10 protein-coding genes are annotated in these 12,573 nt (G+C 44.0%); 6 read left to right on the top strand and 4 right to left on the bottom strand.

The genetic code is table 11. The annotated features are described in order from the left end of the window. The first annotated feature begins 257 nt into the window (after window positions 1-257). The 3 genes from QL982_RS02170 (at window position 258) to QL982_RS02160 (ending at window position 3,426) form a co-directional block, all read left to right on the top strand. A complete protein-coding gene (locus tag QL982_RS02170; protein WP_290163016.1) occupies window positions 258-1,175 on the top strand; it encodes a MaoC/PaaZ C-terminal domain-containing protein in 918 nt (305 codons plus the stop codon). A gap of 74 nt (window positions 1,176-1,249) precedes the next feature. Next, window positions 1,250-1,801 (top strand): sulfur transferase domain-containing protein, encoded by a 552-nt coding sequence (locus tag QL982_RS02165; protein WP_290163019.1) that lies wholly within the window; start codon window positions 1,250-1,252, stop codon window positions 1,799-1,801. 224 nt (window positions 1,802-2,025) lie between these two features. Further along, on the top strand, window positions 2,026-3,426 hold the full coding sequence (locus tag QL982_RS02160) for a serine hydrolase domain-containing protein (protein WP_290163021.1): 1,401 nt from the start codon (window positions 2,026-2,028) through the stop codon (window positions 3,424-3,426). Between the two features lie 52 nt (window positions 3,427-3,478). On the opposite strand, the gene QL982_RS02155 is transcribed toward QL982_RS02160, so the two are convergent. From QL982_RS02155 to QL982_RS02145, 3 genes are all read right to left on the bottom strand, one after another. Then, window positions 3,479-4,717 carry a cation:proton antiporter gene (locus QL982_RS02155; protein ID WP_290163023.1) on the bottom strand — a complete coding sequence of 413 codons (1,239 nt, stop codon included), beginning with the start codon at window positions 4,715-4,717 and terminating at the stop codon, window positions 3,479-3,481. Window positions 4,718-4,934: 217 nt separating this feature from the next. After that, on the bottom strand, window positions 4,935-6,821 hold the full coding sequence (ilvD, locus tag QL982_RS02150) for a dihydroxy-acid dehydratase (protein ID WP_290163025.1): 1,887 nt from the start codon (window positions 6,819-6,821) through the stop codon (window positions 4,935-4,937). 179 nt (window positions 6,822-7,000) lie between these two features. Then, window positions 7,001-7,762: a hypothetical protein gene (locus QL982_RS02145; RefSeq protein ID WP_290163028.1), complete on the bottom strand. Its 762-nt coding sequence runs from the start codon at window positions 7,760-7,762 to the stop codon at window positions 7,001-7,003. 246 nt (window positions 7,763-8,008) lie between these two features. Between QL982_RS02145 and QL982_RS02140 the strand changes: the two genes are divergently transcribed. The 3 genes from QL982_RS02140 to dusB all read left to right on the top strand — a co-directional run bounded on the left by QL982_RS02140 (window position 8,009) and on the right by dusB (window position 12,057). Beyond that, complete coding sequence (locus QL982_RS02140; RefSeq protein ID WP_290163030.1) at window positions 8,009-8,452, top strand: HIT domain-containing protein; 444 nt, start codon at window positions 8,009-8,011, stop codon at window positions 8,450-8,452. Window positions 8,453-8,859: 407 nt separating this feature from the next. Next, window positions 8,860-10,905 (top strand): BCCT family transporter, encoded by a 2,046-nt coding sequence (locus tag QL982_RS02135; RefSeq protein WP_290163032.1) that lies wholly within the window; start codon window positions 8,860-8,862, stop codon window positions 10,903-10,905. Window positions 10,906-11,025: 120 nt separating this feature from the next. After that, window positions 11,026-12,057, top strand: coding sequence for a tRNA dihydrouridine synthase DusB (gene dusB / locus QL982_RS02130; RefSeq protein WP_290163034.1), 1,032 nt, complete (start codon window positions 11,026-11,028; stop codon window positions 12,055-12,057). A gap of 92 nt (window positions 12,058-12,149) precedes the next feature. On the opposite strand, the gene QL982_RS02125 is transcribed toward dusB, so the two are convergent. Further along, window positions 12,150-12,551, bottom strand: a complete 402-nt coding sequence (locus QL982_RS02125) for a DUF1622 domain-containing protein (RefSeq protein ID WP_290163036.1) — start codon at window positions 12,549-12,551, stop codon at window positions 12,150-12,152. Window positions 12,552-12,573 lie beyond the last annotated feature (22 nt).

The raw sequence follows: 12,573 nt of genomic DNA, 5'->3' as shown, positions 1-12,573 counted from the left end.
GCTATTATTTCTGATTGGTATCACATATGCTTACGAAATAATCGCTAATAAATTATAATAAAGCTGCCCAAGGGTGGCTTTTTTATGATAAAAACACAAGAACCAACCGCCAAACTATTTTTTGCTATTAGAAATACTCATGAGGTTGACTAAATATAATGCTTATTAGATGATTTAATAGTAGGCTTTAGTCAATGACGCCAAAATGTCTTTATATACGTTACAGAACTTGTTTAAGCCACACTTAGGATTTATTTATGTCAGACAAACATTATGATGCGTTGCCAAAGGCGCACACCACCTATGCCAATATTGTCAAAAGCTTATTGCCTATTGGTAATGGTGGCAAGGTCAGTAGAGACCAATTGCCGCAATCTACTTATTACGTAGATGACTTGCATATCGATCAAGAAAACCTAAATGACTATCGCAAAATTTGCGGCTTTGCAGATGATGGTAAAGTCCCAGCGACTTACTTTTCGGTATTGTCACAAACGTTGCAGATGAACATGATGGTCAAAGAGCCATTTCCATTTGCTATGCTAGGTCTTGTTCACGTCGATAATAGCGTCACTCAGTACCGCCCAATCGGAGAGCGCGAGACGGTAGCCATGTCAGTCACTTTTGATAACCTGCGCGATCATGCTCAAGGTCAGCAGTTTGACTTTGTGACTATCGTAAAGTCGGAAGACGAAGTGATTTGGGAAGGAACATCGACTTACTTATCACGCAGCAAAAAAGCCAGCAGTAGCAAAGATAAAAAAGGTACACCGCGTCCAGTTTTGGTCAAGCCAGACGTACATGAAGAAGGTGTTCATAGTATTTTTGAAGTGCCTGAAGACATCGGTCGTCGTTATGCCTTTGTATCAGGTGATTTTAATCTGATTCATTTACATCCATTATCAGCGCGTGCGTTTGGTTTTCCGAAAGCGATTGCACATGGTATGTGGTCAAAAGCCAAGAGTCTTGCTCTGATGGGTGATCTGCCTGATGCTTATACCATTGATGTCGCATTCAAACTGCCTATCTTTTTGCCAGCTGAAGTAGAGCTGATCGCTGAGCCAGTCGCACAGCTGACAAATACAGACGATACTTGTGAGTTTGGACTGTATAGCTCTAAAAACAACAAGCCGCATCTGTCTGGTGTTGTGACACTAAAGCGTGACAGCAAGTAGCATACAGCGTCATAAAACGTCTATATTAATAGCCATATTTAACGAACATATTTATCATTATGACTTCACAAGAAATGACTTCACAAAAAAATGCAACAAACACCAATCAAACGGATGGCTCAGTAGAGACTGATACCATCGCTGCTAATGATAGCAACGCTGACCGTGATGCTGACAATGGCATTGATTTGGTATCTATCTTTGAGCCTTATTTTCGTCCAGATGCAAACACCATTGTATGCGGTGCGTTAGATGACGAAAAAGTCGTCGCCTTAGCGAAAGCTGGCATTGAGCTGGTCATCAATTTGCAGCCTGATGATGAATTGAGCTTTGATGAGTCGGCAGCAGTTGAGCGAGCAGGTATGTATTATGAACATCTGCCAATCAGCGGTGCTAAAGAGTTAAAGCAGCTCAAAATATTGGCATTTGATAATATATTGCGTCAGTACCATGGCAAAAAAATCGCCATGCACTGTGGGTCGGGCAACAGAGTGGGGGCTGCTATGGCTCTACGGGCAGGATGGTTGCGCGGGCGTAAGATGGATACGGCTATGGCGCGTGGGCATAGCCACGGTCTGACCAGTCTCGAACAAGAAGTTCATAATCGATTGCTCGTACCACGTTAAAATATAAACAGGTGTGACAATAAAAAAGGCGACCAATAGGTGGCCTTTTTTATTGGTTCACCATTCATTTATACTGGTTCGAATACTTTTTATAGTCAAAGAAATCCTTGTGCAATCTATAATCGGCTAGCTTGTATCCGTTTTAGACTTCTTTGACTATAGCTTACGTATTACTATCATCTTAAAAATAGAATAATTCATATCACTGGAGTAAGGTAATAATAATGGATCATAATATAGAAAATTCTAATACATCTATAAACGCTGACTTTCAAAACAAATTACAGCAATTGCTGACAGATTTACAGCTTGATGATGCACCTGCTGGCGGGGCTGTGGCCGTGTATCAAGCAGGTCAGTGCATTGCTCAGGCGAGTGTGGGCTTGGCGCGTCCAGATATGTCATGGCGGCCCGATAGCTTAGCGATTAATTTTTCGACGGGTAAAGGGGTGTTGGCGACGCTGGTGCATGTGTTGGTTTCGCAGCAGCTGCTTGAGTATGACGAACCCATTGCACATTACTGGCCAGCCTTTGCTGCAAACGGAAAGGACCAAATTACTTTGCGACAAATCATGTCTCATCAGGCTGATTTGTTTTCGATTCAGAGTCTCGATGTCGATAGTAAGATGGTGCTTGATTGGCATACCATGCTGAGCCATATTGCGGACATGCCTATCACACAACCTGAGGATGCAGCATCGTATGACAGCGCTTATAGTGCATTGGTCTACGGTTGGATATTGGGCGGCGTCGTAGAGGCGGTCACTCATCTGTCATTAGCCGAGGCATTGCGCCGTTATTTAACAGCACCTTTGGGCATTGCAGACAGCTGCTATTTTGGTGTGCCAGATAGTAAAGTAGATCAGGTGGCAAAACTGGCCAAAAACTTTGTGGCATCCACTGAAGACAACACGCAACTGCGTAATAAACGTCAAAAACCCACGCTAAAAGCCGACTCACAAAGCACTTTACATACTTATGCGAGCCTGCCCAGTTATGCTTGCTGGCAGCAGCAATCCTTAGTTGATAGCAAAGTGACAGACCCGAGTAAAGACAGTGAGCAAAATAAATTGCCGATACTGGACACGGCTCATATCAGTCGTTTGTACTTCAATACCAGTCAGCTTAATCTAAAAAACTATAAGGCAGCGTTGATACCTGCTGGCAAACAAGCGCTTGATTATCATAATCGTCAGACGCTACAAGCTGTCATTCCAGCGGCGAACGGTGTCGCTTCAGCTCAGGCGCTGGCAACTATCTACGCAATGCTAGCCAATGGTGGCGTTTGGCAAGGAAAGACGCTTATTGATAGCACAACCTTTGAACAGCTATCCACACCACAAGTCTCAGGACTAGATGCTGTCATGCCAGCAGCGATGCAGTGGCGATTGGGCTATCATAGATTGTTTAGCGTATGCAGTCATAACAGCAACAATGATAAGAAAGTTGATCCTGCATTATCAGGGTTTGGACATATGGGGTATAACGGCTCGGTTGCTTGGTGTGACCCTGAGCGCCAATTGTCATTTGCCTTTATTCATAATTTTGATACCACTATGCTCAATGATATTCGTCAGTTTGCATTGACAGAAGCAGTCTTGAGCTGGGTAGAAGAGATGCAATAATATTCTTATTAGCGAAATAATAGCTACAAGCAGCGTTGATAATCAATGCTGCTTATTTTGGTGTCATTTTAAGCAATTTCGTTGCGCTTAGACCGTGGATAAAAATGGAAGTCAAAATCACAATTGAACAAACAATCCACAGTTTGAGTGCATCTTTATCAGCGAAGAAGCCTTGATTGAGCGCATAGGACAGATAATATAAAGTACCGATACCGCGAATACCTAATGCTGATATCGCGTATTTTTCGGTACGAGGTAAGTTCAATCCTGATAGTGCAATAAAACCACCAATCGGACGTATAAGGAGTAAGAAGGTAAAGCTGACGATATAGACACGCCATGTCAGCTCAATATCAGCCTGTAATCCTTGGCCAAGGAACATACCAAAGATAACCAGTACCAATGACATCAATAAACCTTCTGATTGCTCAGCAAAGTCATGCAGTTTTTGATGATAAGTATGCTTGCACTCGGAGCGTCGAAAGGCAAAAGCAGCCACAAAGACGGCGATAAACCCATAACTGTGTACATACTCTGCTAATCCGTATGCTACAAGTGTCAGGGCGATGACCACATAGCCTTGAGAAATAGTAGTGTCTTGGCTATATTTCGAAAATACCAGCTTTGCCATGACTTTACCCACGACGATACCAACCACCAAACCTGCGCCAATTTTCCACAGTACATCATGGGTAAACCACGACCAAAGCATCTCACTAGTGAAGCTATTACCCTCGCTAAACGCTTCCGCTATTTTTATAGCCAAATAAACGAAAGGGAACGCCAGTCCATCGTTAAGTCCTGCCTCTGACGTTAAGGTAAAGCGCGGTGTGTCTTCGCCGCCCGTATTAGGTGGCCCTACCTGAATGCTCGACGCCAACACTGGATCAGTTGGGGCAAGTACGGCGCCCAATAAAATAGCCGCTCCAAGGCTCAAACCAAACGCATAATATCCCAAAATGGCCATCGCAAAGATACCAATCGGCATGGTAATCAGTAATAGGCGTACTGTTGGCCTCCACAATCGCCAAGACAGCTTGGTATCAATCTTAATACCAGCGCCCACCAATGATACGAGCACCACGATTTCGGTTAATTTTTCGATGATTAAACCGTTATCCATCGGATCTAAAAATGATAAGGTCGTCCACCAATAGCCCATGATTAGGCCGAAGCTGACCTGTAGCATCGGTAAGGAGACGGGCGTGCGTTTAAACATAATAGGAAACAACGCTCCTAGTAAGAAAGCGACACCGCAAATTAATAAGAATAAATTATAGTTTTCGATCATAAGGAGTAGGCACGTCGTGATTTTTAAGGGGGCAGTTTTGATAACCCTTATCATGACGTTTAAAAATATTTATTACCGCAAAAAATCGTTATTAAAACGTCTGCTACGTTGTTTTTTGGTGAAAAAAAGCCTGCATAAGATATGCAGGCTTTTCATAGGTATTCAGGTTTATGTGTTTTAAGATAGTTTATTTACCTTAAAACACAGTATGCACATTTTAGCGTTCTACTTGGCTCACATCACGGACAGCACCAGTATCGGCACTGGTCGTCATAGCAGCATAGGCACGTAGCGCAGGGGTTACATGACGATCACGGCTCACAGGTTTCCATGCATCGCGTCCGCGTGCTTCCATTGCGTCTCGGCGAGCGGCCAAGTCGGCATCACTGACTTGCATGTTGATAGTACGGTTTGGGATGTCGATATGGATAGTATCACCTTCTTCAACCAGACCGATGGCACCACCTTCGGCTGCTTCAGGGCTGGCATGACCGATTGATAGGCCTGATGTCCCACCAGAGAAGCGACCATCGGTGAGTAGGGCACACTCTTTACCCAAGCCTTTAGACTTTAGGTAAGTCGTTGGGTAAAGCATTTCTTGCATACCCGGGCCGCCTTTAGGGCCTTCATAGCGGATGATGACCACATCACCGGCAACGATATCATCAGCCAACACTGCTGCGACAGCATCATCTTGTGACTCAAATAGGCGCGCGCGACCAGTAAATACTAAGATGCTTTCGTCAACGCCTGCGGTTTTTACCACACAGCCACGCTCTGCGATATTGCCATACAATACGGCCAAGCCGCCATCTGTAGAATAGGCATGTTGGGCACTACGGATACAGCCAGACTCGCGGTTGACGTCGAGGTTTGACCACTCTTTCGATTGTGAAAACGCTTCAGTGGTACGTACGCCACCAGGTGCTGCAAGGAAGCGTGCGCGCGCCTCAAGGTTATCAGCGTTCATGATATCCCACCTATCAATAGCAGCTTTCATCGTTGGACTATGAATGGTCGGTACGTCAGTGCTCAGTAATCCAGCACGATCAAGCTCGGCCAGTAAGGCAAAGACACCGCCCGCACGATGCACATCTTCCATATGGTATTTTTGTGAGGCAGGGGCTACTTTTGCAAGGCAAGGAACACCACGGCTTAGACGGTCAATATCATGCATTTTAAAGTCGATTTCTGCTTCATTAGCAGCCGCTAACAGATGCAAAATAGTATTGGTCGAGCCGCCCATCGCAATATCTAAGGTCATCGCATTTTCAAAAGCCGCTTTGCTAGCGATTGAGCGTGGCAATACTGAATCATCATCTTGCTCATAACGGCGTTTGGCCAATGACACAATGGTGCGACCTGCTTCTAAGAATAGCTCACGGCGTAGTGAGTGAGTGGCTAGTAGCGAGCCATTACCCGGTAATGCCAAGCCTAAAGCTTCAGTCAAACAATTCATCGAGTTGGCAGTAAACATACCAGAGCATGAACCACAAGTCGGGCAGGCTGAGGCTTCGATAGCGGCCACATCTTCATCACTAATGCTGTCATCAGCGGCATCCATCATTGCATCGACGAGGTCAAGTTTGCGAACAGCACTGCTGTCACTACTATCCGTATTATGGCTCTTACCAACGGTACTGGCTAAGATTTTGCCTGCTTCCATTGGGCCACCTGAGATAAACACCACTGGAATGTTAAGGCGCATGGCGGCCATCAACATACCCGGCGTGATTTTATCGCAGTTAGAAATACACACTAACGCATCCGCGCAGTGAGCATTGACCATATACTCGACAGAGTCAGCAATCAGGTCGCGACTTGGTAGCGAGTACAACATACCGCTATGACCCATCGCAATACCATCATCGACTGCAATAGTGTTGAATTCTTTGGCAACGCCGCCTGCTTGCTCAATCTCACGCGCGACCAGCTGTCCAAGGTCTTTTAGATGCACATGACCAGGTACAAATTGGGTAAATGAGTTGGCAATGGCAATGATTGGCTTGCCAAAGTCGCCATCAGTCATGCCAGTTGCACGCCATAATGCACGCGCGCCTGCCATATTACGACCACCAGTAGAGGTTTTTGAGCGATAATCCATGTGATATTCCTTACAAATAGGCGGGGTTGTTAAAGTGTGCACCCTCAGTTTTAATAGAGATAGTGTGCTTTTTATAGAGAGTGAGGACTAGTGAATAATTCTAGGTTGTTACCATACCATTAGATATGAATACCTAAAAACAATTCGTTGCTTATGATAAATGATGAGTCAAAAAAGTGCTATTCAAGACGCTCTAGTATCGCTGTCTCAAACCACGGCAGCTCAACTTTATCTGCATCCAGTTTGGCGATAATCACTAACGCATGAGTCGACGGCAAAAGCTGATAGTCGCCACTCACATCGATGTTCATAATCTGATCGTTGGTTGGCGCTTGTTCATCGATACTGACCAGTGTCTGCTGAGTGTTTTTATAGAGTACATCCACTCGGCCAAAAAACTGCCAGTCTTTAAAAGCCGCCGTAATCGCGTCTGCGGCTTCCTTGGTATATATCTGCTGCGTCTCTTTGCCTGTATTGGTCCAATGTAGACGTACTGCTAGTTGCAGACTCTCACTAAAGACAACCAATGAGCCAATGACTTTAACATGCCACGGACTACTCAATAGCGCTTCACTAATACCAATGAATTGAGCAGCTTCATGAGCTGTCATTGGTATATTGAATTTAGCCAGTAGCGCAGGTGTGAGTGGATGTGTCTGTTTAATTACATCATCTAAACTGTCGTAATGATATAGAAAGGGCAGTGGGAGGTCTTGAGTGACTGTTTTTTTGCTGATTTTACAGTTATGAATCCGCCAAGCGATTGTTTTATCAGTTAATGCGTCTGCCAAAATAATGGTATTAGGCGCAAGGGTTTGCGCGTTATTATTAGCATTGGTTTGCTCCGCATCGTTCGCAGACACTGTGTCATCGGATATAGAGGTTGATGGCGTATCATTAAGTATGGAATGAGCGTGATTGTCATCTGATTGAGTCGTCAAGGTAGGCGAGTCCATAAACATCATGTTATTAAAATAGAGGGTTAATATAACATTTTAAGGGCATGGCTCGCTAATAAATTGGTGAGTTATGGCACTCAATGTATGAATTATAGATTCTGATTAAACACTTGATAATACCTTGTACTCAACTTATATTTCGTCCACTATATGACAGACGCTTTCATCTATTTTAGATAACTATGAAGCAAGTAATTGACTAATAATAAAACCCTCAAAGGAAAAATAATGACTGAATTGAATCAACAAACTACTTATGATGACAACAACATTTTTGCCAAAATGCTAGACGGTGATATTCCCTATCATAAGGTGTATGAAGATGATAAAACCCTTGCCTTTATGGATATCATGCCACAAGCAGAAGGCCATGTATTGGTCATACCAAAACAGAAGGCCGTTGATTTAGCCGATCTGGAGCCTGAATATGCTGCTGCGGTGTTAATGACGTCTAAGAAAGTCATGCAAGCCCAGCGCCAAGTGTTTGCGCGCGAAGGAATTATTCAAATGCAATTAAATGGTGCGCAGGCAGGGCAGACAGTGTTTCATTATCATATACATTTGATTCCTAGCAGTATTCATGAGCTGGGTCGCCATGCCGCTGTGATGGCTGACCAAGAGCAGTTGGCCAATTTGGCTAAGCAGTTGGCAGCGGTGATTGATGCTGAATAAATAAAATACAATCAGAGATTAGGGCGTGTCTTCAATTCACCCGATAGTCATCTAAATGGGCTAAAAATGGCTAAATCTTGCCAAACATCGTCAAATAGCTGGTTAATATCCCGATATTATCTGCGCTATTTTTCTTGTTTGACGGCAATTTATCACCATTTTTGAAATGAAGACACGCCCTAGAAACATTAATATCGCTTGAGATGTCAGTTATAAATCTCAAATAGGTCTATATCAATAAAAAGGTAGCTAACAAGCTGCCTTTTTTTTATTGCTTGGTAATAGTCATGTAACAATCTTTGAAGTAATGTTACGAATCCAGTGCTTACCTAGGGTTTCTGAAAGGAGTGTGATAAAAATCATACCTATCTACGTTCGTTTGATTCATTTTGAGGACATTATTTTTTATGAGTAAATTACCTCGTTCGACTATTTTACTGCCAGTGTTTGTGCCAGCAGCGATTATTATGCTGTTATTGGTGGTTGGTACGGCTATCAACCCTGATGCAGCGGGAGCGCTGTTCAGTGATGTGCTGAATTTTACCACCGAAACGTTTGGTTGGTTTTATATGCTGGCAGTAGCATTGTTCTTATTATTTATTATCGCATTGGCCTTTTCGCCTTATGGCAGTATCAAGCTAGGCCCTGATCATGCTGAGGCGGAGTACGGATTCCTTGAATGGTTTGCCATGCTGTTTTCGGCAGGTTACGGGATTGCGCTACTGTTTTATGGGGTAGCGGAACCAGTAATGCACTTTTCTAGTCCGCCAATGTCGGATCCGCAGACTATTGCTGCGGCAAAAGAGGCGATGCAAATTGCGTATTTCCATTGGGGTTTTCATATTTGGGCAATTTATGGTGTCGTTGGTTTATCACTAGCTTATTTTGCATTTCGTCATGGTCTACCACTATCAATACGCTCGACGCTGTACCCGATTATTGGTGACAGGATTCATGGCCCTATCGGTCATACAGTCGATGTGTTTGCGATATTGGGTACGATGTTTGGTATTGCTACCAGTCTTGGCTTGTCGGTGTCGCAAATCAATGCGGGGTTGAATTATTTACTGCCAGATATTATTCCAGTGAATACGACCGTACAGGTGATAGCCATTGCCTTGGTGACCGCCGCGGCATTGGTATCGGTGTTGGCAGGTATGGATAAGGGTGTAAAACGCTTATCTATTTTAAATATGCTATTAGCAACTGCGTTGATGCTGTTCGTATTTGTCGTCGGTCCGACCATTTTTATCTTGAATGCCTTTATGGAAAATACGGGTAGCTATCTGGGTAACATCGTTGAACGTACCTTTAGCTTGCAGGCATACGAGAATAGCAATTGGATCGGCAGCTGGACTTTATTTATTTTTGCATGGACGATTGCATGGGCACCTTTTGTAGGTCTGTTTATCGCCAAGATTAGCCGTGGTCGTACTATTCGCGAGTTTGTACTTGGTGTCATGCTGGTACCGACTTTCTTTACGTTCTTCTGGTTTTCGGTGTTTGGTGATACCGCGCTACACATGATTATGGTCGATGGTTATACCTCATTAATCAGTGAAGTACAAAACAACCAAGCGATTGCTTTGTTTAAACTGTTAGAGAATCTACCGTTTACTGAATTTGTGTCGTCGTTGACCATTTTATTGATTATTACCTTTTTTGTGACGTCATCGGATTCTGGCTCATTGGTAATCGACTCGCTAGCGGCAGGTGGTCGCAGTGATACACCATGGTGGCAGCGTAGCTTTTGGGTAGTGACTGAAGGTGCTGTCGCAGCAGTATTGCTACTTGCAGGTGGTTTAGAAGCCCTACAAACAGCGGCTATCGTTAGTGCGTTACCATTTGCGATTATTATTCTGATCTCTATGTTTGGTATGTGGCGTGCGCTGCGTATCGAAGGACATCGTAATCAAAGCCTTGGTAATGACAACAGACTGCCGCCGCATTTACTCAAACCGTCTGCATGGCGCGAGCGTATTGATTATATGACCGATAAGCCAACGCGTGACAAGGTTCTTAGCTATATCAAAGAAGTGGTTATGCCTTCGATGATGGAGGTGTCGTCTAAATTTGCAGAAACCGGCTGGACGATTGAGGTCAACTATGACGCGGTCAATAACCGAGCCGTATTAGAGCTACAGCGCGGTGACGATGTTGAATTTTGGTATGAGGTGCGCCTATCTGAGCATGATGCGCCTGATTATTATACTGAAGACAGTGCAGATACCTTGCCACAAGAGCATCATCATCGCGCTGAGGTGTATCTACGCCGTGGTGGTCAGACCTATGACTTATACGGCTACAAATCTGAATCAGTGATTAATGATATTATTGATCAGTTTGAGAAGTATTTACATTTCCTCAATGTATCGCCTGATAGTCTACCGTGGCGCATGCAAGAGCATGATGATGACATCACACTAGAGCAGGGCAGTGTGCTTGATAAATAATACATGGAATGTATTAAAAACGAGTAATGCTTATGCAAGCTATTCACGTTAATCGCTTGCATTATGTGCACGAATCCTTAGAATAACGGCTTGTTTTCCTTACAAATCAAGCCGTTTTTTATGACTATTGATTCTCCTGTTTTACCTTCTTCTTCGACTTTGTCTGACCATCCGCTATTGCAGCCATTAAATATCGGTGGCCTGACGATTGAAAACCGTTTGATGGTCGCACCGATGGCAGGCGTGACGGACAATCCTTTCCGCCGATTGTGCAAGTCATTTGGCGCAGGTCATGCGGTCAGTGAAATGATCATCGCTGATACGGCCCTTTATGCGCGCAAAAAATCCTTGTACCGTGCTAATTTTGACAATGAGATTGCGCCTATTTCGGCACAGATAGCAGGTGCTGAGCCGGACAAACTGGCTGAAGCGGCTCGTTATCAGATTGATAATGGTGCACAGATTATTGATATCAATATGGGTTGCCCAGCCAAAAAGGTCTGTCGTAAGCTTGCAGGATCTGCATTGTTGCAAGACGAAGATTTGGTCGCGCGATTGTTAGATGCAACGGTCAATGCCGTTGATGCACCTGTCACGCTAAAGACACGTCTAGGTTTTGAAAACGGTCGTGAAAACATCTTACGAGTCGCCAAGCGTGCTGAGCAGGCAGGTATTGCAGCGATTGCTATTCACGGACGTACGCGTGAAGACATGTACACAGGCAATGCACGCTATGAGCTAATACGCGAAGTCAAAGAAAGTATTAGTATTCCTGTCATTGCCAATGGCGATATCGATAGCGCACAAAAAGCCCAACACGTGTATGAGATGACAGGCTGTGATGCGGTGATGATTGGGCGTGCTGCACAAGGGCAACCATGGATATTTCGCGATATTGAGCATTTTTTGCGTACTGGCGAGCGTCTGGAGGCACCAAGCGTTAGTGAGATAAAAGAGATCGTACTGGCCCATTTGCAAGAGCTTTATGATTTCTATGGGGAGTACTCAGGCTGCCGTATCGCTCGCAAACATATTGCATGGTATACGACAGGTATTCCAAACTCTAACGCCTTTAGACAGGCGATGTATGGCGAAGAAAGCACGGCTGGACAGTTTAAAGTGGTCGAGACTTTTTTGCAGGCGCACGAATAACAAACGCTTAAATCTTGTTTTATAAACTCATGCTAATTACTTTTAATAGTGCTTTTTACGTACTGCCTTTTGATAGCTCTTTTATCTAACAGCTATGCTTTATCAATTGGCACAGTATGATTGTCAGTATCAGACGGTTTCTCAGGCGCAGGTTTTCTATTTTGCCAAGGGAATCGACCTTCTAGTTCAACCTGTAACGATAAGCTTAAAAAGGTTCGAATCAGTACGATAAAACCTAGCACCAATACGCTGCGTAGCGATGGCTCGGTGACGACTGTAGCCACGATATCAGCGGCAATCAGCACTTCTAACCCCAACAATATAGACTTGCCTACGGTCTGTCTGATTTCAACATAAGTATCATTATTGAAATGACCAGACGCTCGAAAAGCCCTATATAAAGCAAGAAATAGCCCAAAAAACATAATGAGGACGCCAATGACTTCGATCATTTTAGCAATTATGTCGATATAGTGAGTTAGTGTGTCTATCAAAGCAGGTACTCCTCATAATTAA

Source organism: Psychrobacter sp. 5A.1 (assembly GCF_030407455.1).
GTDB lineage: Bacteria > Pseudomonadota > Gammaproteobacteria > Pseudomonadales > Moraxellaceae > Psychrobacter.
The sequence above is the reverse complement of the archived record's forward strand: the minus strand, read 5'-3'. Positions and strand labels throughout refer to the sequence as shown.